17 protein-coding genes are annotated in these 24049 nt (G+C 50.6%); 6 read left to right on the top strand and 11 right to left on the bottom strand.

Going from position 1 to position 24049, the window contains the following annotated elements; genetic code table 11:
• Window positions 1-21: 21 nt before the first annotated feature.
• Together AACZ40_RS07100 and AACZ40_RS07105 are read right to left on the bottom strand one after the other, a co-directional pair.
• Entirely contained in the window at window positions 22-1218 is a 1197-nt protein-coding gene (locus tag AACZ40_RS07100) for an acetyl-CoA C-acetyltransferase (protein ID WP_291170743.1), read from the bottom strand.
• Window positions 1215-3254 (bottom strand): AMP-binding protein, encoded by a 2040-nt coding sequence (locus AACZ40_RS07105; protein WP_291170741.1) that lies wholly within the window; start codon window positions 3252-3254, stop codon window positions 1215-1217. Before AACZ40_RS07105 ends, AACZ40_RS07100 begins: the two co-directional genes overlap by 4 nt.
• A 304-nt stretch (window positions 3255-3558) precedes the next feature.
• Here AACZ40_RS07105 and AACZ40_RS07110 point away from each other — a divergent pair, with 304 nt between their 5' ends.
• Window positions 3559-5652: a M20/M25/M40 family metallo-hydrolase gene (locus AACZ40_RS07110; protein ID WP_339673737.1), complete on the top strand. Its 2094-nt coding sequence runs from the start codon at window positions 3559-3561 to the stop codon at window positions 5650-5652.
• On the opposite strand, the gene AACZ40_RS07115 is transcribed toward AACZ40_RS07110, so the two are convergent.
• A complete protein-coding gene (locus tag AACZ40_RS07115; RefSeq protein WP_291170737.1) occupies window positions 5637-6752 on the bottom strand; it encodes a DUF481 domain-containing protein in 1116 nt (371 codons plus the stop codon). The two genes, AACZ40_RS07110 and AACZ40_RS07115, sit on opposite strands and share 16 nt — an antisense overlap.
• 282 nt (window positions 6753-7034) lie before the next feature.
• On the opposite strand from AACZ40_RS07115, the gene AACZ40_RS07120 reads away from it, so the two are divergent.
• On the top strand, window positions 7035-7415 hold the full coding sequence (locus AACZ40_RS07120; protein ID WP_291170735.1) for a hypothetical protein: 381 nt from the start codon (window positions 7035-7037) through the stop codon (window positions 7413-7415).
• Window positions 7393-8058, top strand: coding sequence for a hypothetical protein (locus AACZ40_RS07125; protein ID WP_291170733.1), 666 nt, complete (start codon window positions 7393-7395; stop codon window positions 8056-8058). Before AACZ40_RS07120 ends, AACZ40_RS07125 begins: the two co-directional genes overlap by 23 nt.
• A 336-nt stretch (window positions 8059-8394) precedes the next feature.
• Here AACZ40_RS07125 and AACZ40_RS07130 read toward each other — a convergent pair whose 3' ends face one another.
• The 7 genes from AACZ40_RS07130 to AACZ40_RS07160 form a co-directional block, all read right to left on the bottom strand.
• A complete protein-coding gene (locus AACZ40_RS07130) occupies window positions 8395-9606 on the bottom strand; it encodes an efflux RND transporter permease subunit (protein WP_339673747.1) in 1212 nt (403 codons plus the stop codon).
• Between the two features lie 3 nt (window positions 9607-9609).
• On the bottom strand, window positions 9610-11952 hold the full coding sequence (locus AACZ40_RS07135) for an efflux RND transporter permease subunit (protein ID WP_339673740.1): 2343 nt from the start codon (window positions 11950-11952) through the stop codon (window positions 9610-9612).
• A gap of 12 nt (window positions 11953-11964) precedes the next feature.
• Window positions 11965-13260 (bottom strand): efflux RND transporter periplasmic adaptor subunit, encoded by a 1296-nt coding sequence (locus AACZ40_RS07140; RefSeq protein WP_291170729.1) that lies wholly within the window; start codon window positions 13258-13260, stop codon window positions 11965-11967.
• 78 nt (window positions 13261-13338) lie between these two features.
• A complete protein-coding gene (locus tag AACZ40_RS07145) occupies window positions 13339-13794 on the bottom strand; it encodes a MarR family transcriptional regulator (RefSeq protein ID WP_291170728.1) in 456 nt (151 codons plus the stop codon).
• A 238-nt stretch (window positions 13795-14032) separates the two neighbouring features.
• A complete protein-coding gene (locus tag AACZ40_RS07150; RefSeq protein ID WP_291170726.1) occupies window positions 14033-15217 on the bottom strand; it encodes an SUMF1/EgtB/PvdO family nonheme iron enzyme in 1185 nt (394 codons plus the stop codon).
• Between the two features lie 153 nt (window positions 15218-15370).
• Window positions 15371-16702, bottom strand: coding sequence for an HD domain-containing protein (locus AACZ40_RS07155; protein ID WP_291170725.1), 1332 nt, complete (start codon window positions 16700-16702; stop codon window positions 15371-15373).
• Between the two features lie 37 nt (window positions 16703-16739).
• The gene (locus tag AACZ40_RS07160) at window positions 16740-17402 is read right to left on the bottom strand and encodes a nucleoside 2-deoxyribosyltransferase (protein WP_291170724.1); all 663 of its coding nucleotides are present in this window, start codon (window positions 17400-17402) and stop codon (window positions 16740-16742) included.
• Window positions 17403-17603: 201 nt separating this feature from the next.
• Here AACZ40_RS07160 and AACZ40_RS07165 point away from each other — a divergent pair, with 201 nt between their 5' ends.
• Window positions 17604-19742, top strand: coding sequence for a DUF2079 domain-containing protein (locus AACZ40_RS07165; RefSeq protein WP_291170723.1), 2139 nt, complete (start codon window positions 17604-17606; stop codon window positions 19740-19742).
• Between the two features lie 186 nt (window positions 19743-19928).
• On the top strand, window positions 19929-21602 hold the full coding sequence (gene ettA / locus AACZ40_RS07170; protein WP_291170721.1) for an energy-dependent translational throttle protein EttA: 1674 nt from the start codon (window positions 19929-19931) through the stop codon (window positions 21600-21602).
• A 168-nt stretch (window positions 21603-21770) separates the two neighbouring features.
• Here ettA and AACZ40_RS07175 read toward each other — a convergent pair whose 3' ends face one another.
• A complete protein-coding gene (locus tag AACZ40_RS07175) occupies window positions 21771-22619 on the bottom strand; it encodes a hypothetical protein (protein WP_291170719.1) in 849 nt (282 codons plus the stop codon).
• Between the two features lie 355 nt (window positions 22620-22974).
• Between AACZ40_RS07175 and AACZ40_RS07180 the strand changes: the two genes are divergently transcribed.
• Window positions 22975-23994, top strand: a complete 1020-nt coding sequence (locus AACZ40_RS07180; RefSeq protein ID WP_291170718.1) for a Gfo/Idh/MocA family oxidoreductase — start codon at window positions 22975-22977, stop codon at window positions 23992-23994.
• Window positions 23995-24049: the final 55 nt, after the last annotated feature.

Genomic DNA, 24049 nt, shown 5'->3' on the forward strand with positions numbered 1-24049 from the left:
TTTCATCTTCGACTCAGCTGATCAGGTCGCTTCGAACAACATGGCAATCCCCATGCCGCCACCGATACACAGCGAGGCAATACCCCGTTGGGTTCTCTGTTTCTGCATCTCATGTAATAGACTCACCGCAATTCGCGCCCCACTGGCACCCAGTGGATGTCCCAGGGCAATCGCCCCGCCGTTGACATTGACCCGCTCCTCTTCCCAGCTCAGTGATTTACCAACTGCCAGCGTCTGAGCCGCAAATGCTTCGTTGACTTCCAGTAGACCAATCTCCGCCATGGAAAGTTTTTCTGCTTTCAATAATGCAGTCACTGCATGCGCAGGCCCCATGCCCATGAATTGCGGGTCGAGCCCCACATTGGAAAACGCGCGAATCCAGGCCAGCGGCTGTAGACGATGTTCGGCGACAAAACGTTCTTCAGCAATCAGCAGGGTGGCGGCACCGTCATTGATGCCGGAGGAGTTAGCAGCAGTGACAGTTCCCTCGGGTTTAAATGCAGGTTTGAGACAGGAAATCGTTTCATAACTGGTCTCTTTGCGCGGGTATTCATCCTGCGAAATGAGAGTTGTTTCTTTTTTCCTGTTCGTGACGGGAACGCTCACGATCTCGTCCATAAATTTTCCCGCTTCGATTGCTGCCTGGCAGCGTGCCTGACTCTGCAGGGCATAGCGATCCTGTTCCTCGCGGGAGATATCATATTTTTCGGAAAGATTCTCTGCCGTCATCCCCATATGACAGTCGTAAAAGGCATCCCACAGGGCATCGTGAATCATCGAGTCGACCAATTGCTGATTTCCCATCCGGAAACCACTGCGGGCTCCCTGCAGCAGGTAGGGAGCGTTGCTCATGCTTTCCATACCCCCTGCCAGGACAATACGGGCATTGCCACACAAAATCGACTGCACACCCAACGCCACTGATTTCAACCCGGAACCACATACCATATTCACAGTGGTAGCCGGCACACCGAAGGGCATTCCTGCATTGAGCGCCACCTGCCGGGCCGGGTTCATGCCACACCCGGCAGTAAATACCTGCCCCAGGAATACTTCATCGATCTGTGAGGCACTCAGTTGGCCACGTTTCAATGTTTCCTTTGCAACAATCGTCCCCAGCTTGACTGCTGAAAGATCTTTGAACACGCCGTTAAAAGAACCGATGGGAGTGCGGGCGGCACTGAGTACGGCCACCCTGGTCTGTTTCTGCTGACTCATAATTCCTCACTCTGGTATAAATCACGCAATTTCCGACGCATCACTTTATTGGAGGCTGTGCGGGGTAGTTGTTCAATTTCACGGACGGCATGTATTTTGAAAAGAGGATTGAGTTGACTGCGAATCATCTGCTGCATCTCCTGCATTAGGTCTGCCGCAATAAAGGAGTCTCTATTTTGCATCACCACAAAAATCACGAGCTGGCCCGGTCCCCCTCCAGGTGGCGCAACCGCGATGGCAGCGACTTCTCTGACTCCTGTAGATTGCGTCAGCAGTTCTTCTATTTGAACACAGCTGACTTTAATACCTCCCAGATTCATGGCATCATCGACGCGACCATGGGCCCGAAAGTAGCCGCCCGGTAACGCTTCAATCTGGTCACCATGTCGGCGGAGTGTCTGTCCCTGTGGACCAGGCGTAATATCAGCGAAATAAACGTCATGATGGTTTCGGTTAATCAATCGCGTCGAGAGTCCAATTACCGGGGGCACAAAAAATACTTCACCGTTCTTGGTTTCCTCTCCAGCTTCATTCAATAACAGCCACTCAAAGCCGAGTGCCGGACAGGAGAACAGACCGGGTACCCCCGGCTTCAGAACTGTTCCCGTGATATATCCTCCGCCGGTTTCAGTACCGCCACAGTATTCAATTACCGGTCGGTAGCCGGCACGTGACATCAGCCAGAACATATCCTCGGGATTTGAACATTCCCCCGTAGAGCTGAAGACCTTAATCTGCGACCAGTCCAGACCTGCGGTCGCATCCTGACTTCGCCAGGCCGACACGATACTTGGTACCAGGCCCAGCATGGTGACATTCGCATTCTGTACAAATTCACAAAACCGGCGACTGGTGGGCACGGAGTCTGACAGAGCAATAGTGGCATCATTGATTAAGGAGGCATACACAAGCCAGGGCCCCATCATCCAGCCCAGGTTGGTCGGCCAGCAGACAACATCACCCGCGTGAATATCATGATGCAGGTATCCGTCCCCCGCTGATTTAATGGGCGTTGTCTGATCCCAGGGGATTCCTTTCGGGCTACCTGTTGTTCCGGAAGAAAACAGGATGGTTGTTTCAGCATCAGTCTGACGCGGTACACAGGTCAATTCCGAATCGGCCGAGAGAAAATCTGACCAGAGTTGATCATGTTCACGCAGAGAGACTGCCAGCGATTCCGATTCGGGAAGAACAACCGCCGCTAACTCAGGTAATATTTCCAGTTTCGCAAACAGAGGCAATTGACGTCCATTGCGCGAAATCACATCCTGAATAAAGATCAGCCGGGGATTCGTAATTTTCAGTCGCACCTGCATTTCTTCGGCAGAGAAACTGTCTGCAATGGTCACAACCACGCAACCGGCCGCAATGATTCCCAGAAAAATTGCCACCGATTCCGGCGTCATAGGCAGCATCACCGCTACACGTTCGCCCGGTTCGATGCCTGCCTCCGATAACCCGTTGGCAACCTGGGCCGTCAGTTCTCTGAGTTCACGATAACTGAGGCTCTGTACTTCTTCTAAATGACGCTGAAACAGGATCGCCGTTTCATCTGACTTCTCTCGCAGACACGATTCAACAATATTCAGCGTCGCTCCCCTGAGCCATTCAACCTCCTCGACACCGGCACTGTAATCCATGATCTGCTGCGGTGGCTCTCGAAATTGAATTCCCAGCGAGTCGATTAACTTTGATGTAAAATCGTTCCGGTTAGAAATCGACCAGTCGTAGACCGCGTCAAAGTCAGCCAGATTCAAATCGCCCCGCCATTCCGCAAGATGAGATTGCTGGAGTTCCCTCTCCCCGGGAAACCAGGCCGGGGCAGGCTTTCCGTTAGTAATACGTTCCGCAAAGACCCGCTGGTATAATAACTGATGAACACCAAAAGGGATCTCCGGTGTCAGTACTTCTGTCGTCAGAAAACGCCAGAGTTCCTCATCTGACTGGACAGGGATCTGCCTCAGTAAATCAACCAGCTGATTCGCTTTGTCTGCTGGTAAACCACAGTCAATGAGCGTCGCTGTGGGTATCTCCATTGATGGTTCCATTATCAATCGGGGTCTCAGATCTGCATGAAAAAATAAACTCTAACCGTTCGCGAATCAAATCGCCAGTTCAGGCCTGCTCGGCATAAATTCAATCGAGAAAATGAGTTGACCATCATTTTGATTTTCCATTTATCCCTGTGTACTGACTTCCATTCCGGCTGACAATTGCGAAAATAGAATAAAAGCACACTCATGGCAGTCGAAACCGACCAGTCGTTCCAACACTCGCCTCACCGCTTGCGTAATAGTACTGACCTGTTTTACAGACAAATCGATAAGAGAAAGAGGTTTTATGTCTGTCTGGAATATCAAATCCAATGTGGCCCCTGTTATTTTCCGAGCCTGTCTATCGAGCCTGATTGGCTTGGGCCTGCTTTTGAGCCCTGGGTCTTCACTTGTTTTCGGCGAGACTCCTGCCACACCAGTCAAACCGGAAATCAAAGCGCAGTCAGAACCGGACTCCGTGAGTGGAAAGCGCATGCTGGATGCTATCAAATACCTGGCTTCTGACGAACTGGAAGGCCGTGGCGTCGATACACGGGGCATTAACCTCGCCGCGGATTATATCGCGAAAGAATTCCAGCAGGCTGGACTGAACGTGAAGGTCGTTGAAGAGACTGCTTTCCAGAAATTTACGATTAATACGGGAAGTAAACTCGGTCCCACAAATCAACTGGAACTGACGGGCCCCGATGGAAAAACCATTCCCCTGAAATACGATCAGGATTTTCGCTCCTGTTCTTTTGGCGGATCGGGGAAATTTGATGCGGAACTGGTGTTCTGCGGATATGGAATTGATGCCGATGATCTCAAGTACAATGATTACGCCGATCTCGATGTCAAAGACAAAGTTGTGATCATCATGCGTCGGACTCCTCAACAGGGAGATAAAAACAGCCCGTTTGCCGGTGCACATGGAATCTCCCGCTATGCTGCCCTGCGTTATAAAGTCAGCACGGCATTCGGCAAAGGGGCCAAAGCGATTCTGTTCGTGAATGACGACTATTCCACTCAGGAAAATAAGAAAGAAGCCAAAGAACTCGAACAGGATGCGATCGAAGAACTGATTACAGCGACCGATAACTGGGAAAAATCGTCTGAGAAAAAACAGGAAGAAGCCGAACGCGAACTCAAAAAAGCGTTACACGATATTCAACAGGCACGACAGGTCTTAAAAGACGCGAAGTTCGATAAACTGATGGAGTTCGGTTATGCCGGCAGTGGAGACGGACGTTCCATCCCAATCGCCCATATCACCATTGCTGCCTGTAATCAGTTGTTCAAAGCAGCCGGCAAGCCCACGTTGCAGGAACTGGAACAGAAAATTGATAAAGATCTGAAACCGGAAAGCTTTGCCCTGGCAGACTGGAAAGCCAAAGGGGAGATTTCCGTTGAGCAGATCCGTACGGAAATCAAGAATGTGATTGGTGTGCTGGAAGGAAAAGGACCACATGCAGATGAAACGATCGTGATTGGTGCCCACTACGATCACGTAGGCTATGGAGGCGAAGGCTCGCTGGCACCGGAATCGACCGACGTGCATAACGGTGCCGACGATAACGCGTCGGGGACGGTTGCGCTCATCGAACTGGCCCGTAGACTGGCAGCGCGCCATACACCACTACCTCGGCGCATCGTCTTTATTGCATTTACCGGCGAAGAACGGGGGCTGATTGGCTCTGCACATTACGTTAAGAATCCAGTTTTTGATATCAAAAATACGGTGGCCATGCTCAATATGGATATGGTCGGACGATTGACCGATGACAAACTGACGGTATTCGGAACCGGTACTGCGCCCCGCTGGGAAAAACTGGTTGAGGAAACAGCAAAAACATACGACTTGAAGCTGTCACTCAAACCGGAAGGGTTTGGTCCCAGTGATCACAGTTCGTTCTATGGTAAGCAGATCCCCGTACTCCATCTCTTTACGGGTACACACAGCGACTACCATCGCCCCTCCGATGACTGGGATAAAATCAATATTCCAGGCATGCAGCGTGTCGTTGGTTTCCTGGAAGAGATCGCCATTGCGACTGCAGAAAATCCCAAGCGTCCTGAGTATGTCAAAATTGAACGTCCGGCAACCACCATGCGTTCCGGCAATCGCCCTTACTTTGGCAGTATTCCTGATTTTGGCGGCGAAGGGCCCGGATATCACATCTCCGGTGCCTCTCCTGGCAGCCCGGCTGATAAAGCAGGCCTGAAAGCCGGCGACACCATAATCAAAATGGGCAAAACGAAAATCGACGGGCTGGATGACTTCGACCTGGCGCTGCGCATGTTCTCTCCCGGGGAAGAGGTGGAAGTGACAGTCATGCGTGAAGGAAAGCGGGAAAACCTAAATAATTTCAACCCAGTTCGTTCTGATCATTTGCGTGTATAAACCAGAGAAACGCTGCCTGTATAGTCGCTTTTCTTTCGGCCTGCGTTGGGAAACGAGTTATAAATCTGCAACAGTCCCATCCGCAGATTCCAACGATCCTCATTATCCAGCTTGAACAGCAGGCCGGTTTCGGTGGTCACACGCAAAATCTGTACGATATCCACACTGGGAGTCCAGGTCTGTTTATGTTCCAGTTTGATATGATCGGAAATCGGCCAAATAAGCTCTAGCTCAGCAAATATATCGAACGTGGTTCGCTTGAGGGTGGGGCTGTTATAAATTTCGCGCGTTCCACCGGGACCAAGACGAATTATCAGTCGCCTGTCATCTTCATTGATAAACCGATATCCCAGACCAGTAGAAAGCGTGCCGCGCCAGTCCAGATTTTCGAATTCGTCATAAGTATTCTTGTTCGTGACGAAGACGATCCAGTTAGTGGTGCGGGCAATATCTAAAGTGGCATTACCATACCAGCGATTCGCATCACGAATCCCGTTGGCTTGTCCCCAGCGACCACCGATCTCAAAATCGAACAGGTTATCATTATCAGATTTTTCGAGATTCAGTCCAGTGGTGACATAACTACGATCGGTATTCCCCGCCAGATAAGTTCCCCCCAGTTCGAACCGTTTTGTCCAGATTTCTACATACTCCCAGCACTGATCCGAGTATTCAGTAATTGGACTAAAAGCTGATTCTTCATCTACCCCCTCATCCAGATCAGGGGCCACTCCCAGGGGCTGCGGTACAGGAAGCTGATTGATCATCGAGGGTAATGGAGGTAATTCTGCATTATCGTTACTGACCAGAAGTTGATCCCCTTCTTCAACCTGAGTATCGGTCCCTTTATATTCCAGTCGATCTACGTTCTCCAGCAGAATGGACTGTACCTGTCCATCTGACAGACGAAACAGGATGTTTCCATTCTCAAATCCAATGCTTTCCCCGGAGAAAAATTCACCGCTTTTCAGGTAAAGCGTTTCCATCTCGTAAGCTTCGGCTGAATACACACTGCCCGTAAGCCCCCACAGACACACTAAATGTATCAACAGGATCTGCAGAATATTTTTAGATTGAATAAAGAGGTTAGAACAACCCATTAAACCATCCGTGGCTGGACAACTCAGTTGTAGGATTCAGGGAATTGTTGTGGAGTTCACATTTTCAGAACAGGAGAGGGGGCCGGATTCTAGTAAGGTTCCCGGTTTACTGCAATGTGTTTCTCGCTTGAATCTGGTGGCTGACCCAGCAGGAAATCTTCACTGGAAAAGCAGACAGACAAATCCTCTTAACCCTCTATTAAACAAGCACTTATGCGTCAACTATACACATAGCCTCTCTAGTTTTTTTCTGATCGCGATCAATCGTAACGGTCACATGAAATGCATCAGTTCTGCGCGTTTTCATCCCCCAAAATTGATCCGGCAATTTACGTGATCAGCATAACCGGACATTTTAACTGTCTGGAACACACTCCGTATCTCCTCCTTCCGGCTTCTCTGCCCCGAACTCAGCAAAAAAGCAGACAACATCCTGAGTACATCAGACCGCACCTGCTTTTGCGTGCTAAAGTTTTTTTGATTGCAGTTCGTTTCGGGCCAGCAGCAGTGAACTTACTGACCAGTCAATACAACAAATCAAACACTAAGCAATACTTGGGCGGTTCTAGCCCGGTTGGCAACATGATTGTTGCCTGTCGTGAGGGGGAAAGATTGAACTATGGGATTCTTGAAACGATTCTTGAAGACAACTTATCGGGATAATGCCGCGGGCAAAGCGCGCAGCAGTTTCGAAAGTCTCTCAGAAGACCAGCTGGAAACACATTTGAGAATTGCCAAATACGGCGATTTCATGCTGACTGACGCCATCCGTCCGTCATACGATCTCGAAGTCGTACCGCAGGCTGGTTATCGTCACGACGTATACACAGACAAAGAAACCGGGATTAAAATTCCTGTTTTGATGGCTTCCGCTTCCCGGGAAATCCTGTTTGACCTCTTTATCGATCTGCTCGATCCACTGGGATATGAAGTCGATGTTGTTCTGGAAACCAGTCACGACGGGTCCAATCACCAGCATCAGGATCTGTATCGCGAACACATGGATCTGCCTGTTCTGAAAAGTACACTCTACGATTACGAAGACCTGCTCCTGAATGATGGCTGCGCGGGGATTGCGGTTTTGAACCCGCAGATTCCACTGGAAGTTCAATTCGACGAGCACAAGCTGCTCATCATGTATGGCCAGGGAATTGAACAGTTCGAACAGACGCTCGAAGAATATGGCATCCCGCACATCAATGATCTGAAATTCATCACAGAAGCAGAGCATGTGCACTCTTCCAGCGATGAGTCCATCGAAGAACTGGAACAGTTGAAATACCGACTGGGGATCGATTTCGACTAATCTGAATCGAACTTCCACTGATCCCCCTGCTGTCAACTCATTTGAAGCTCCGCCTGCAAACCAGTGTCGTCAGTCATTCGATCACCGGGATTTCCTGCTCAATGACGATATCCACGAACACTGCTTGAATCAACAGGCCAGTTGACTTCAAGTTCCAGCTCAATTGTGCTCTCTCCTGTCCTGAAAACAGTCAACGTTGATTCCGAGCCTGAGCACCGTCGCCGGCAACTGTACTTTCAGTGGTTCCAGCGAATGATTCGGGCTGCTCACCTCCCCCTCTGGCTGACCATCTCAATTCCAGTGGGCACAGGCCGGGCTTTATCAGGAAAGCGTACTTTACACTGTAACATTTTCCTTGGAATCAATCTCAACCTCACGCGGAGCAGCAGATGGCTGAGGCCGTTTCAATGCGACTGGTCGTAACAGATTCAGCCCCCACTCTTTGGCATCCATCGTCAGACTGAACAAAGTCGGAACCAGAATCAGTGTAAACAGAGTGGAGACAATTAATCCCCCCAGCACCACACTTCCCAGTCCGCGATAAAGTTCACTTCCGGAACCGGGGAACAATACCAGTGGTAACAGCCCCAGGACCGTTGTGGTTGTGGTCATAAAGATCGGGCGAATACGAGTCCGGATACTTTCCAGGATCGCTTCCCGGGGAGTCATACCATCTTCGTTGATATGATTCAAAGACTGGTGAATTATCAGAATCGGGTTATTCACCACAGTCCCGATCAGGATTACAAACCCCAGCATGGTGAGTACATCCAGTGTCTGCAGCATGAACAGATTCAGAACACTGAGCCCCAGAATTCCACCGACGGCTCCCAGGGGCACGCTGAAAATAATGACCAGCGGGTACAGCCACGATTCAAATAATGCTGCCATCAACAGGTAGGTAATCATCAATGCAAGCAGCACGTTGAATTGCAGTGCCGCCCAGGTATCGCGCAGCTTATCGGCTGTACCGGACAGATTGATACGATAGCCACCCGCCAGTTGTCCGTTTTCGCGCATCGGCTGAACGATTTCTGACTGAATCTGATCCATGGCATCTTCCAGTGCCATCTCTTCAGGAGGCGAAACTTCAATCGTAATCGCGCGTTGCCGTTCGCGGTGATTCACCTGTTCGGGACCGCTTGTGATTTTCACATTCGCCAAGGCTCCCAATGAAACCAGTCTGCCATCCGGAGTCGCCACTGAGAGGGCTGCGACATCCTGAGTATTCTGAATATGGCGCGACTGACCGATGATCGTCAAATCAATTTTGTCTCCTCCCAGGTAGTAATCGCCGGCAAAAGCGCCATCAATCAGCGCGTTGGCCGTGTAACCGAGATCGGCACTACTGACTCTATTTTCAGCAGCCTGCATCAGTTTCGGTTCGATATGCACTTCCGGACTGGAAAGGTCCAGACTGGGAATAGGACGCACCTGCGCATTGGGAATCATCTGCTTGGACTTGACCAGTATCTGCCCGCCCATGGCAACCAGTTTCTCAAGATCGGGACCAATAATTTCAACCTCAATTGTCCGTCCTCCCGTCAGTCCCTATTCGAACAGACTGGACTGTTTCGCGACGGTAAATGTTCCCGGCAGTTTTGATCCCGCCTGCTGTACCAGGGGAATCAACTCTGCCACACGCTGGGAATCAAAGGCCCGGATACCCATAAATACCTGGCGTCCCCGTGCCACAAAGAAAAAGTCGCCAATGACCGGATAATTCAGTTTCTTTGCTTCTTCACTTTCCGGATCAATATCCCAATAAGGTCGCAAATCTGACTCAACGGTCTCCCCCAGTTCCATCAACTGGTTCAGGTTGTAGCCCGGAGGCGGAATCAATATACAGAAAATCAGATTCCGGTTACCGGTAGGCAGATATTCCACCTTAGGCCATAACTGCCAGCTGATGCCAACAGCAGCTCCCACCAGGATGCACGTCACTGCCAGTCGTCTGATTGTTCCCCGCTGGATCCAGGCATTCATGCCAACAATTGATTTCACAAAGAAAGCCCCGCCCGATTCAATCGGCCCGATAATAGCCCGATGCAGGGCGCTCTTTTTCTCTGCCTGATCAAGATCATCTTCGGGATGAGTCGAACGCTGAACATCCTCCAGGCCCTGGTCATCTCGTTTATGCAGCAGTCGCGCTGATGCGGTTGAAATCAATGTCATCGACACGATCAGAGACAGACCGACGGCAGCGCTGATCGCCAACGCGATGTCCTGGAACAACTGTCCTGCTTCTTCTTCAATGAATACCACTGGCAGAAATACGGCAATCGTAGTCAATGTCGATGCCAGTACGGCGCCCCAGACCTCTTGTGTCCCTTTGATCGCTGCCTGGAAAGGAGATTCTCCCAGTGAATAGCGTCGGAAAATATTCTCCAGCACGACGACAGCGTTATCGACGAGCATCCCGACAGCAAAGGCCAGACCGGCCAGGCTGATGACGTTGAGGGAGCGTCCCAGCGCCCCGAGGATCAGAAAGGTACCAATGATACTGGTTGGAATCGCCAACCCGACCACCAGCGCACCACGGGCAAACCAGAATCCGGCTCCAATGATCAGCGCCAGGCTGACAGCAAAAAACCAGGGGGAAATAAAAGTTGCCGCGACGGCTGTAATTATAATGAACGGCACAACGATCAGAGTACGAATTCCCAGGTGTAGAAACGACATCAATACGATCATCGTCAATGCTCCGCCGATGAAAATATTATTCTGCACCAGGTCAACTGAGGAATAAATATAATCGGTTTCGTCGTAAACCTGAACCAGTTGCAGGCCCCGTGGTTTGAGAATATTTTCGTCGATGTCTTTGACTGCTTCTCTCAAACCATCCATGATGTCCAGCACATTGGCACCGGTTTCACGGACACAGTTCACGGCGATACTCGATTCACCAAATCGTCTGACCAGGCCGTCCGGCTTTTTGTATCCCAGGCGTACTTCCGCCACATCTCTCACATAGACCGGCGCACCATCACTGACTGCCAGTAACTGATTTTCCACTTCTTCTTTATTTCGGAACTGTCCCAGCGTTCTCACGACCCAGCGGCGTTTTCCTTCCCAGAAATCGCCAGCCGATGTATCTGCATTCTGACCACGGAGCACGTTGCGAACATCGCTAATCGTTAACTGCCGGGCCGCCAGTTGTTCGGAGTCCACGACCACCTGTAGTTCATCTTCCAGCCCCCCCAGCACGTTTGACTGTGAAACGCCTGAGACCCGCTCGAAACGCGCTTCAATTTCATCTTCCGCAAAACGCCGTAATTTGGTGACTTCGATATCTTTTTCAGGCAGAATGCCTCCACGAACTTCGGGATATTCTTCTGCCAGCAGGCGCAATCGCAGCATCGCCAGCCCCGGATTGGGGGTATTTCGTACGATTTCCAACTGCTCTTTGACTTCCGGGTGTGCCTTCTGGAAAGCAGCGATTTTTTCATCGGAAGGGAGACGACTGCTGAGAATAAACCAGGCAATCGGTCGGTCCGCGGCATTCGCCGTACTGATAATCGGTTGATCAGCGTCTTCCGGATACTCGGGCACCTGCTGCAGGCGGGAATTCACTTTCAGCAGCGCTTCATCCATATTAGTACCAACCAGGAACTCCAGTGTGATCGTCCCTTTGGAATCCGCACTTTCAGAACTCAGTTTGGTAATGCCTTCCACGCTCTTTAACTGTTCTTCCTGCTCCAGAACAATTTCGCGCTCCACTTCCTGCGGGCTGGCGCCAGGCCAGCGAGTTTCCACTGTAATCGTGGGACGTTGCACCTCAGGTGTCAGTTGCATCGGCATGCGCGTCAAGGCAACCAGACCGAACAACACAGTCATCAATACGCCGACTGTCACCTTGACAGGATTATGTACAATGGCATTAATCAGATTCATTGCTGTTCCTCTTTAACCGTCAGTGTTGATAGCTTTAGCTGTGGGTAGTGCATCAGGTGACAGGACATTTGAAATCGCAACATCCTGTCCCGGGCGCAAGCGTTCGTTGCCTCGAATGACAACATATCCTCCGCCTTTCAGATCCCCTTTTACCTGAATCAACCGGCCATCGGCCACACCAACCTGTACGGGCACCGCACGGGCTTTGCCCAGTTTGTCGCTTTCTTTTCCCGGTTCCACCACATAAATCATGGGTGTCTGCCCCCCCAGAACGAGGGCATCCTTGGACACCATTAACGCGTTCTGCCTGGGTCCCGTGGGGAGAACCGCTCGCGCAAGCATACCCGACTTCAACAGGGGACCATCTTTGGAAATCTCATTCTTAATACGTACCTTGACGGGAAAAGTTCGTGCCCGCACATCTGCCTGGGGGACAATCAATACAACTTCTCCCATAAATACCTTATCGGGAATCGCGGGAACTTCCACCCGGACTTCCATTCCCAGTCGAACATGGGGTACATGATTTTCCAGAACCTGCACCTCGACATCGACGTAGTCCAGAGCGATTACTTCTGCTACCAGTTCTCCGGAATTCACCCACTGACCGACTTCGGTATGTTCGGCAACGACATAACCATCAAAGGGTGAAATGATCGTGTGTTTGACGACCTGACTTTCGAGTTTATCAACCAGCGCCTGTTGTACGGCCACCCGGGCCCGTGCCTGGGCGATCTGTTCCTTTCGGGGACCTTCCACTGCCAGCTGATAGGCAGCTTCCGCTTCCGAATACATCTCTTCAGAGCGAATCGACTCGGATACAACCGCCTGTATGTCATCATCGTTGACTGCTTTTCTGGCATACAACGATTCGAGGCGTTTGAGACGTTTCTGCTGATATTCACTGTCTGCTTTTGCAGCCATCATCAATGCTTTCGCACGTTTAATCTCGTCGGGTCGTGTTCCATTCTCCAGCTCTTTCAGTTCCTCTTTGCGCAGATCCAGAGTCGCTTTCTCGGAGTCTACTTCCAGGTTAATGGTATTGATCAGCAACTGGGCCAACGGTTGTCTGGCACGAACAAAGTCACCTTCATTGACCGGGAATTCAGCAACCCGCCCCCCCACAGCACTGCCAATCACGCTGCGCTTGATCGGCATCACTGTGCCTACGAAGGTTTGGCCTGATGCGACTTCACGCTCGACGATCTTTGCGACATCTACCTTTGCAGCTCCCTGTTGTGCCGGGAGCGGTTGTGCTGCCATGATCATCGTACACATCACAGCAGCAAGACTGGTTGCTATTCTCATTTGATTCCTCAACGTCATATTAAATTTGTTGAATCTGCATCAATTATTTATTTGTCGGGGTTTATATTTTGCCGGGGTTCAGGAAGTTTCAAGTTCGGGGACTTTGGCGCCCAGGTTTTCCTGGACCTGTGCCAGCAACGCTTTTAATGTCTGCACCTGTTCGGGAGTCATGCCATCGGTTGCCTTGTTCCTGAGTCGTTTCAGACAGGCCACCATCTTTGACCAGACCGGTTTTGCTTCCGGCAGTACATTGATCACTTTGCGGCGGCGGTCGTGGGGATCATTCTCGCGCATGATCCATTGATCACGTTCCATGCGATCCAGAATGCGGACCAGTGTGGGAGGCTCGATCATCATCCTCTCAGCCAGTTCAACCTGCGAGAGAGGTCCTTCATAAACCAGCCAGCCGATGACCTGAAACTGACGAAACGTGATCCCGTAAGGCAGCAACTCCTGATTCAATGCATCCTGATAGAAGTGCGAGGTCATGGTGATCCAGTAACCCACACTTTCTTCAAAATCATATTGCAGCATCAGTTTCTCCTTGTATATCGAGAATCCGGATTCATTAGCCAGGCTAATCATTAGCCCTGTTATACTCATTGAATCCCCCCTCTGACAAGACCTGAATTCGCGATCTAGCCCGCTTTAACGCTTTTATTGAAGCTGTTGGGGGAGATCCAGCGATTTTTTCGAGGGAGATATTCCGATTCCAGCCGGTCCTGGTAGATCTGCACAAAGAATGATGCAAAAAAACAACAGGTACCAGTACTCAAAAAGCACTGTCGGTATTTGTTTTTTCCGTATCTGTCGGTGCCGATTTAAGATTCAGCACACAGCGAAAACCCACATCGGCGGGTGGCGTTCGCATGTTTTCTCCCGTCCGTTTCCAGACTTCCCATGATTTCTGTCCCCCGCGCACCACACGCATACTAGGTTCGACAGCTCGTCGAGGCCCCTGCCAGTCACGAACGACTCCTGCATCGGCCAGAGCCAGCGCTGCCTGATATGCATTTTTCGAATACCAGTCATCGCACCATTCGCGGGCATTTCCCGCCATGTCATATGCGCCATACGGACTACGGTCGCCGGGAAATGATGCTACAGGATCGATTTGGCCGGGCTGACGAGTCACCTGCCACAGAGGCCTCCCACTCCCCCAGGGGTAGGGAAACCCCTGCTCTCCCCGCGCTGCTTTTTCCCACTGCGTCTCGCGTGGAAGCTGCTTGTTCATCGTGCGTGAATAATTGAGTGCATCAGTATAGGAAACCCCCATTGCCGGAAAATTGGCAGCCTGCGAATCATTAACCGCAGGCTCGGGAATTTTGCCTTTCTTGGCGATCATTTCCGAACGCCAGCGACGATACTGCTCCAGCGTTACTTCATGCTCATCAATATAAAATGCATCCTGATAAACAGAAAACCGGGGTTGGGCATTCGCGTCTCCGACGACAACTCCCTGCAGGGAAACCCCGGCCGGCACCAGCACCATTTCACTATAGTCACCATCACAGCGAATTCGATTGGGAAGCCCTTGTGGTGAGTACCCGGCTTCTTTGATCACCGTAAATCCTTCCGGCAACTTGAAAGCAGAATCCGGTTGATTCGGTTCCGTCTCTGTACCAGATCTGATGACAGTAAAGCTGGTTGAATTCACTCCCGGCCCTGCAGGTAACATCGCCATAAACTCATTTTCAGTTCGACCTGCTGAACCTGGCTGCTGAATCTCAAAGTTATGTACATAATCGACGACCTCGAACTGATCATCCGGATTCCCCTCAAGAGGAGCCTGCGTCTGCTTCGCCGTTTTTTTCGGGGCAGGTTTGACTGCAGTCGGTTTCAACGTCGGTGCCCGCATACTTGAAGAATCTGCTGCCTGGCGGGGCGGTTGTGACTGTGGCTTGACTGGTTCGCTGCTTCCTCCGCATCCCGCGATGAACAGCAGAGAAAAGCTCATAATCCCTGCACATAGTTTATCTTTGACTTGATGAATTCGGTTCATGAGAGAGACCAGCCGGTTTGAATAATATGCCTGACAGTACTTGCAACTATCTCCATTTTATCACAGCTGGCTTATGAAAAACAGCGTTTTTTCATTATCTCAATCTTTTCACTCTGAGACGGAATCGATCAGCAGCTTTTCAAAATCATCCAACTCAATACAATGCCGGGCGATTTCGGGATGGGCAAACACCCGCACCCGCTTCACAAAATCGTCAAACTGCTTGCGGGCCAGTGTATCCACCACCGGAGAGACAACATGCAGTGGTTGATATTTTGCCTCACGCGTGGAATAAATTTCGACATTAAATTCCACTTCCCGATGCGTGGGAGGAGCATCAATCAGAATATCTGTCGAGATAACCGGTTGCTGCAACTTCTGAGAAAGCCGTTTTGCCAGGTTTTCACTCCAGCGCACCAGCGATGCAACAGGTCGATGTGCAATCAACTCAAATACTTCAGATGATTCATAATAGCTGAATTCGGCGACTCGCTTATACAACAGTCGCTTCGTACTGAAAATCCCTTCTACCAGTCGTTCACAGTCCGTTCCCCGGGCTTGCGCACGTAAAACGGAAATGGAATCGGATTCCGTCAGCTGAAAGTAGTTGGAGAGATCGAGCTGCGGATACAGATGGTAAAACGCCCGTGCAAACATGGTACTGGCGGAACGGACGGCATGATGCCAGTATACTTCGCTGAACATGACATAGCGGGCAAACACCATCAGTTCTGCCGCGGTCTTCCCTTTGGAACCGATCGCCAGGCCATCACCGGCGGCATTGACCATCAACGATTGAATCAGTCGGTTTTTATCAAAATTACGACCATAGGGAACACCGGCATGCAGGCTGTCCCGATCAAGGTAATCCATCTTATCGATATCGATGGGGCCTGAAAGAATCGAACGGACCAGCCGCATTTCCGGCGTATCAGAACTGGGAACCAGAATATCCAAGACCTCGGCTGGTTCAATTCCCCATTCTGATCGCAGAATCTCTGCCAGTTCGCGGCCATCTGAAAGAAACTCTCTGGCAAATGCTTCATGCCGGGGAATCCCCTCCAGCGACATATCTTCAATCAAATGACAGAAAGGCCAGTGCCCCAGATCATGCAGCAGAGCCGCCGCAATCAGAACTTCGGCAGTATGTACATCGATCGTAGCAGTAAAACGTGGGTCTTTCCCCAACTGCCAGAGATACTGCAGCGCATTCTGATATACGCCCAGCGCATGTTCGAACCGCGTATGAGTGGCGCCCGGGTAAACCAATGCAGTAAAACCAAGTTGCGTGATATGTGACAGCCTGCGAAATTCGGCTGTATCGACCAGAGCCCGCACCCGCCTGGTAAAAGGCACATCCTGCTGATAGGGAATTCGCACCAGGCCACTGCCTGACTGCAGACTCGATAACTCCGGGATCTCTACATAAGGATGGTTCATATGAATTCGACAGTTTCCGGTCGTTTGATATTACAGTTTAAGCGAGAATCGCAGAGGGATCATTGGGAGCAAAGAGTTCTTCGACGACAGAGGCAATCAGCTCATTATCTTCCTGTGCCCCTTCAGAACAGAGCGCTTCCCACAAAACCTGCCCTGCCTTGACCGCCTGTTGAACCTTAAGCGGCAACTGTTCGGTTGAAGCCGATGATCTGATTTCCTGAGCTTTAATCGCTGCAGAAAGCGTATCTGGGATGAGTTCAATCTCATCAACCGATTTAAAATCCACCATTCCCACCAGCAGTGGATTGACTCGCCCCTGAATCAGCGAGCGAACGTCATCCTGATAAGCAATCAGCGGTTTACCAAGAATCCAGGCCATCGCTGCTTCAGAAACCGCCCCTTCATCCGGCGTGCGGCCATTCAGATTCCAGACCATCGCCTCACACTCTATCACCAGCTGGTAAACATCGAGTGCGAAGATCGCTTCATGCAGAAACTGGGCAGCCGTCGGTGCATCCCAGTTGCGTTCTACCAGAACATTCAGTATCAGTCGAAATTCCATGCCATCACGGTGGGGCAGATAAACAGTGTAACCAGAATCGATTAACTGGTTGGCAATTGCTGTCATTTCTTCGCGTTCACTGCGATTGAAGAGAGGACCTGCACAATAAACACGAATCGGCTCATCAGAATGTTTCATGGTCTAACCTGTAATGCTTCCCTGCTGAATGAAAACCATTTAGAATGTTGATTGAGAGGGGTCGTGCAGAATATTGTAGCAAGAGCCCGTATTTTTTCACCCGAATCAGAATCTTTTCAGCCTGCTTCTTTAAAAAACTGGTTTTTGAATCACCTGTTCTGACTCAACCTTCTGATGCGTACTCAATCCAGATCGAATTAAATGAACCAGCGTCCTGCCACAAAGCCATCTTTTGACAGCCGACAGTTTACCTTTGCCCTGCTCTGTATTCTACTGGGCAGCGGGTCTGTCACCCTGGCCCTGCAGACTATTCTGGGGAACCAGGGTATTGCCGGTTTTTTCGTGAGTGACTCACTCCGGCATTCCCTGATCCAGGCCTGGTCGGGCCAAATCGATCCGGTCAACCAGTCAGCCTTCATTCCCTTTTTTCCTTTGCTGCTCTATCTACTGGTCGCTGCCTGCTGTTGCTGGATCTCGGGCGCATTCCTGATCTGCAAAATCCAGAAACACGCCTTCCCAACCGCATTGACAGACTGGGGAATCCGTGGATTTCGCTGGTGGTTATTGCCTGCTGTATGGGAAATTCTGCGGATCTCCTCTTTTATTCTAAACTGGGACAGTGTTGAATCACTGCTGCTGGCAACATCCCCATTCTGGTTCGCGATCAGTATCGCAGGCTGGCTGGCTACTTTGGCTGAAATGCTCATTCCTCTACAATACAATTCAACTGAGATTGAGTCAGATTCACTGATAGCCAGGGGACGAATCCCCCTCACCTCCTGTCTGATGATGGGAATCTTCACTTTCATCTTCACCTGGATGAACTGGCGATTATACGACGGCCTGTTGATTCCGCATGGCGACTCGGCCATGTATGAAGAGCACCTCTGGAATGTTTCGCATGGCAAAGGCTTTCGCAGTTATCTGGACCAGGGCCTGTTCTGGGGGGAACATATTCAGTTCATTCACCTGTTCCTGCTCCCGCTCTATCTGATCTGGCCTTCGCACCTGACGATGGAACTGTGTGAAACAGTTGCACTCGCTGCAGGAGCAATCCCCTTGTATCGTATGGCAGTCAGACACAGTCATTCCACCACAGCAGGCAAAGCAATGGTGGCAGCTTACCTGTGTTATTTCCCGCTGCATTTTCTCGATATTTCCATCGACCTGAAAACTTTCCGCCCCATTTCATTTGGAGTGCCTCTGCTCCTGTTCGCCCTGGAAGCAATCGAACTTAAGCACTGGAAAACGGCGCTCATCCTACTGCTGCTGACCCTCGCCTCAAAAGAAGATTACGCCATCATCCTGGGGCCACTCGGGCTCTGGATTGCCTGGCGGGCTTTTCAGGAGCGCAAACGTGGTACATCCACATCCCCTTCTTCTAATCTGGAAAAAATAAAAGCGATTGCACCGGGAATAAGCCTCTCACTGTTTGCCGTCGTTTATCTGGCCGTCGTGGTAGTCGTTCTGATTCCCCTGTTCCGTGACGGAGCGAAAGTCCATTACGTGGGCTACTTCAGCCAATTCGGAGAAACACCAACCGAAATTGTCGAAAACATACTGTTCAATCCCAGCCTGCTGTTCGGCCAGCTCGTGCATCCAGATACCTTAATGAATCTCCTGGCATTTCTTGTCCCGCTCGGTTTTCTGCCCCTGTTTTCCCCCAGTCGCCTGCTGGTGGCCGTTCCACTGTTCGGCCTGCTTTGCCTGAATGAAGTCGCCAGCGATCCGCGACATCATTTCCATGCCCCCATCGTCCCCATCCTGGCATGGGCGGCGGCATACGGTTTAACGAATGCGACTGAAGTGTTGCAGCGATTCAGAAAACAACATCAACCCGACGTCATTCGGAGGCCGAGTTTTTCAGCCCATTTCCTCTGGAGTTCATCTTTGGCAACCGCAATCTTTTTCAGCCTCAGCCCACTGGGACTGGCCTTCTGGGATCCGGGTTCAAAATATTACTGGCAACGTCTTTATGTGCCCGGTGAACGCGCACAGCAGTTTGCCAAAATCGAAAACCTGATCCCGCCGGAAAGTCGTGTGGCCTCAACCGATTTTATACACCCGCGTTATACCCACTTTGACCGCTCCTATGACTACAGTGAATATCCGCGCAAAGTGAATGATAATAAGCCGGGCGCACCACCGGATACCGATTACATTGTGATCGACACCCGGCACCCCTACAGCAATATCAAAACTCCCGATCAGATTCCCGAATACCATGATCACCCCGAACGCTGGGAACTGCTCCCTGATCAGACTGATGGATATTTCATCATCTTAAAGCGAAAACCGGAATCGGCTTCCTCACAAAAGCAGTCAGCCGCGCGCTCTTGAATTCCGCTTCAGGATGGCTAAAATCAGCGCCGTTTAACGGGTTTTTTGACTAATTCCGAGAGTAGTCGTCCGTTTCCAGTGACTTGCAGTGACCGTACAGCTATGGTATGCGGCATGTCAAACACAGGCGTTCATAACTAAAACTTCACTCCAGAGTATCCGTCCCGCAGGACAAGAGAATAAGTCATGGCACAACAATACATTATGCAACTGGAAGGCGTCACCAAAGTTTTTGAACAGAAAGAGGTTCTGAAAGACATTTGGCTCTCCTTTTTCCCGGGAGCAAAAATCGGTGTCCTGGGGACGAACGGTGCGGGAAAGAGTACGCTGCTGAAAATCATGGCAGGCGAGGATACTACCTTCACCGGCGAAGCCCGGCCTGCCAAGGGAATTAAAATCGGCTACTTTAAACAGGAACCCGATTTAAATCCGAAACAGACGGTAGAGGAATGCATTGCCGAAGCGGTTGCAGAGTCTCAGGCGATTATGGATCGTTACAATGAAGTCAACATGAAGTTTGGCGAGGACCCCACTCCTGAAGAGATGGAAAAGCTGATTGAAGAGCAGGCCAAACTGCAGGATCAAATCGATGCCGCCAATCTCTGGGAACTGGATCGTACGCTCGAAATTGCCATGGATGCGATGCGGGTCCCCCCCGGTGATGCCGTGATCGGCACATTGTCCGGTGGAGAACAACGCCGCGTTGCCATGTGTAAAATCCTGTTACAGAACCCCGATCTGCTGTTACTCGACGAACCGACCAACCACCTGGATGCAGAATCGGTTGCCTGGCTCGAACGCTACCTGCATACTTTCCAGGGTACCGTCGTTGCAATCACCCACGATCGTTATTTCCTGGATAACGTCGCTGGCTGGATTCTGGAACTGGAACGCGGACGGGGAATTCCATTTGAAGGCAATTATTCATCCTGGCTCGAACAAAAGCAGGCCCGTCTGGCTGTCGAAGAAAAACAGGAATCCAAACGACAGAAATTTCTCAAACGGGAACTGGAATGGGTTCGCATGTCACCTAAAGCCCAGGCAACCAAAAACAAAGCCCGCGTCCAACGCTATGAAGAACTCGCCGCGGAAGATTATGCGAATCGGGACGATGCTTCCGATATCCAAATCCCGATTTCCCGCCCCCTGGGCAGCCGGGTACTCATCGCCGAAAACCTGACCAAAGGTTTTGGAGACAAACTGCTGTTTGAAAACTTCAGTTTTGAACTGCCCCGTGGTGGTATCGTCGGAGTGATCGGCCCCAACGGAGCCGGCAAAACAACACTCTTCAAAATGATCATGGGACAGGAACAGCCTGACAGTGGAACGCTGGAGTTAGGTGAAACGGTAGAGTTGTCCTACGTTGATCAGAGCCGCGATTCTTTGAACCCGAAAAAAACCGTCTACGAAGAAATTTCCCAGGGGCACGAGCATCTGGTCGTCGGAAAATCGAGCATACATGCCCGTACCTATGTAGGTCGTTTTAACTTCAAAGGTCCGGATCAGCAGAAACTGGTTGGTGAGCTTTCCGGCGGAGAACGCAACCGGGTTCACATGGCGAAACTTCTGCGGTCTGGTGGAAACCTGCTGCTGCTGGACGAACCTACCAACGATCTTGACGTCGACACACTGCGCTCCCTGGAAGAAGGACTGGAACACTATACGGGTTGTGCCCTGGTGGTCAGCCACGACCGTTGGTTCCTCGATCGTCTGGCGACACATATCATCGCCTTTGAAGGAGACAGCCAAGTTCGCTGGTTTGAAGGAAACTACAAAATGTACGAAGCCAAGCGGCATGAAGAACTGGGCAAAGACGCAGACTCACCACATCGACTGCAGTTCAAACCACTTTCACGTTAGATCGCCTCACATTCACTATAGCGTATCTTTGTGAATTAGATTCGGCCCCATGGCCGCCCCAAGACCTTGGAATCACGGCAGCAAAACGGGGTACACTCTAATTGCTCGCGCACACCAGAATTGAGTTCAAACAGGGGACTTACCAGGTCCCCTGTTTTTTTAGCGTCGCTACTGGCGAATTCGACTTAATATGGGACGCGCTACAGAATCCTCTTTTGAATCAGTAAATGGTTTTGCTTCGCGAGCTTCCAGTTTATGTGATTCGATCCTGGCGAGTTCTACCACTTTCTGGGCAGCAGTCAGTTGTGCTGGAGTAAAGTAGGGAATTCCGCCACCTATGATCTTGTTTTTCTTTTTGCTGGCGAGTTCCTGCCAACCCATGTGACTGCTCAAATGCCAGGCGACAGCCTGCACCATTTCCAGATCATCACGTTTGGGATTAAACTTCTGCAGTACTAAGACCAGTGCCTGATCCTTGACCTGGGATTCAATGGGGCGTAACTCATAAGTCTTGATGCTGGAGGGACAGGGCTTCCCATGCTCCAGGCAAACCGAACTGAGTTTTAATTTCACAGTTTGTTCGGGGGGAATGGTAAACAATCCGTTGAAGTCAATATTCTGATTGTTTCCTACTGGATTCAGATTTCCTCCCACAGCCTGGCTGTCTCCCACCTGTGTCTGCTGACCATCCTGCAAGGACTGTAACAGTCCCGGACCTGGTCCGGCCTGAGCCAGGATGTGAACCGAAGAAACGGCTGCAGGAATTTTCACTGTGAGCGGTTCCGTCGTCAGATTGGAAATAAAGACGGAAGAACTGTAAGCACTCATGGGATAGACACGCGCCCCCAGTTGCTGCTTTTCGATTCCCGCGAACAGATCCACCTGCGGTGCATCCGGCTTGAGACTCAATTTTGTCATGACACCTTTTTTAGGAGTGCCGTTGACGGGAGCTATGGATGTGCTGCACAAAAACAGCATCATCCCCAGCACAGTTGGCAAGTGTATTCGTTTGACCATTTTCAACTCCTGTCTACCACATCACTCAACCGGTGATCTGGTAATAGTGTTCAATGCGAACGCTTTTTTAGAACGCATATGTTCAAGGCATGCACACAAGAAAAGTGCCTGCCTCGTTAAGCCCGGTGAATTTGAATAGTGACAGGATCGCGACTTAAAATCTGACAGGTAAACTGAACGACGAACACTTTACAGAACTTTGCAAGTCTGTGATATTGAGCGGAACTTATGCGAAATTAAGAATGGAAAATTAGAAAAACACAAGCTGCTCACTCTCTCAACAATAACGATTTGGTTTGAAGATTTCAAATTTTTTTTCATAATTCTTATTTAATACCGCTTTGGAACACATCTTATGAGAGACTCAAACCGAACTGTTCGCTGGGGAATCCTGGGGACGGCTCGTATTGCAGAGAAAATCTGCGTTGCTATTAATCAAGCTGAAAATGCAGAAGTAACGTGCATTGCCAGTCGCGATTCTGCGAAAGCGGCTGCCTGGGCAAAGCAACATCACGTAAAGCGCAGTGTGGGCAGTTACGAAGCCCTGCTGCACGATCCCGAAATCGACGCCGTTTACATTCCACTGCCCCCTTCCCTGCATGGTGAATGGACAGTGCGTGCTGCCAAAGCCGGTAAGCACGTCCTCTGTGAAAAACCACTGGCTCTCAATGTAAACCAGGCGCGCGAAATGCGACGTGTCTGTCTGGAGCAGCAAGTCCAACTGATGGACGGTGTCATGTGGTATCATCATCCGCGGACCAAAAAGATCCTGGAATTGATCCGCAGTGATGTCCTAGGCGAACACCGTCGCCTGACATCCGCATTCACTTTCTGCTGGGATAAAGTCCCGGAAAATGATCTCCGGTTACAACGCAACCTCGGAGGAGGCTCCCTGGGTGACCTGGGCTGGTACTGTATCGGAGTCGCGCTGTGGGCATTCAATGAATTGCCACAAAAAGTATTTGGGACAGCACGGCCCTTGAATGATGTCGACTACAACTTCTCCGGAATAATGTGGTTCAGTAAAGACCGCATCGCTTCCTTTGACTGTGGATTTGATATCAGCATGCGAAAATGGTTCGAACTGGCCGGAACAAAAGGATCGCTGGTCTGTGACGATTTCACCCGCCCCTGGGAAAATACCAGACCACAATTCCACATTACCGATTCCCAGGGAAATTCGACGAAGTACGAAACAGAAAATCCCTTACAGGAAACCTGCATGATCAATCATTTCTGCAAGATCATTCGCTCGGGTCACCTGGAGCAGCAATGGCCTGATCTGGGAATTAACACACAACGGGTGCTGAATGCCCTGGACTATTCTGCGCGAACCGAAACCGTTGTGAACCTGGCCGACTTCTTCCCTAAATAAGCGCATTAAAAAAGCACTCTCACCCGTTTGATGAGAGTGCCTGAGGTGGAGACCT

It is taken from the genome of uncultured Gimesia sp., from assembly GCF_963972345.1.
Lineage (GTDB): Bacteria > Planctomycetota > Planctomycetia > Planctomycetales > Planctomycetaceae > Gimesia.

Bases quoted from the DNA above. Each gene is read 5' to 3' on its own strand.
- AACZ40_RS07100 (WP_291170743.1), bottom strand. From the start codon at position 1,218: ATGAGTCAGCAGAAACAGACCAGGGTGGCCGTACTCAGTGCCGCCCGC.
- AACZ40_RS07105 (WP_291170741.1), bottom strand. From the start codon at position 3,254: ATGGAGATACCCACAGCGACGCTCATTGACTGTGGTTTACCAGCAGAC.
- AACZ40_RS07110 (WP_339673737.1), top strand. From the start codon at position 3,559: ATGTCTGTCTGGAATATCAAATCCAATGTGGCCCCTGTTATTTTCCGA.
- AACZ40_RS07115 (WP_291170737.1), bottom strand. From the start codon at position 6,752: ATGGGTTGTTCTAACCTCTTTATTCAATCTAAAAATATTCTGCAGATC.
- AACZ40_RS07120 (WP_291170735.1), top strand. From the start codon at position 7,035: ATGCATCAGTTCTGCGCGTTTTCATCCCCCAAAATTGATCCGGCAATT.
- AACZ40_RS07135 (WP_339673740.1), bottom strand. From the start codon at position 11,952: ATGAATCTGATTAATGCCATTGTACATAATCCTGTCAAGGTGACAGTC.
- AACZ40_RS07140 (WP_291170729.1), bottom strand. From the start codon at position 13,260: ATGAGAATAGCAACCAGTCTTGCTGCTGTGATGTGTACGATGATCATG.
- AACZ40_RS07145 (WP_291170728.1), bottom strand. From the start codon at position 13,794: ATGCTGCAATATGATTTTGAAGAAAGTGTGGGTTACTGGATCACCATG.
- AACZ40_RS07150 (WP_291170726.1), bottom strand. From the start codon at position 15,217: ATGAGCTTTTCTCTGCTGTTCATCGCGGGATGCGGAGGAAGCAGCGAA.
- AACZ40_RS07155 (WP_291170725.1), bottom strand. From the start codon at position 16,702: ATGAACCATCCTTATGTAGAGATCCCGGAGTTATCGAGTCTGCAGTCA.
- AACZ40_RS07160 (WP_291170724.1), bottom strand. From the start codon at position 17,402: ATGAAACATTCTGATGAGCCGATTCGTGTTTATTGTGCAGGTCCTCTC.
- AACZ40_RS07165 (WP_291170723.1), top strand. From the start codon at position 17,604: ATGAACCAGCGTCCTGCCACAAAGCCATCTTTTGACAGCCGACAGTTT.
- ettA (WP_291170721.1), top strand. From the start codon at position 19,929: ATGGCACAACAATACATTATGCAACTGGAAGGCGTCACCAAAGTTTTT.
- AACZ40_RS07175 (WP_291170719.1), bottom strand. From the start codon at position 22,619: ATGGTCAAACGAATACACTTGCCAACTGTGCTGGGGATGATGCTGTTT.
- AACZ40_RS07180 (WP_291170718.1), top strand. From the start codon at position 22,975: ATGAGAGACTCAAACCGAACTGTTCGCTGGGGAATCCTGGGGACGGCT.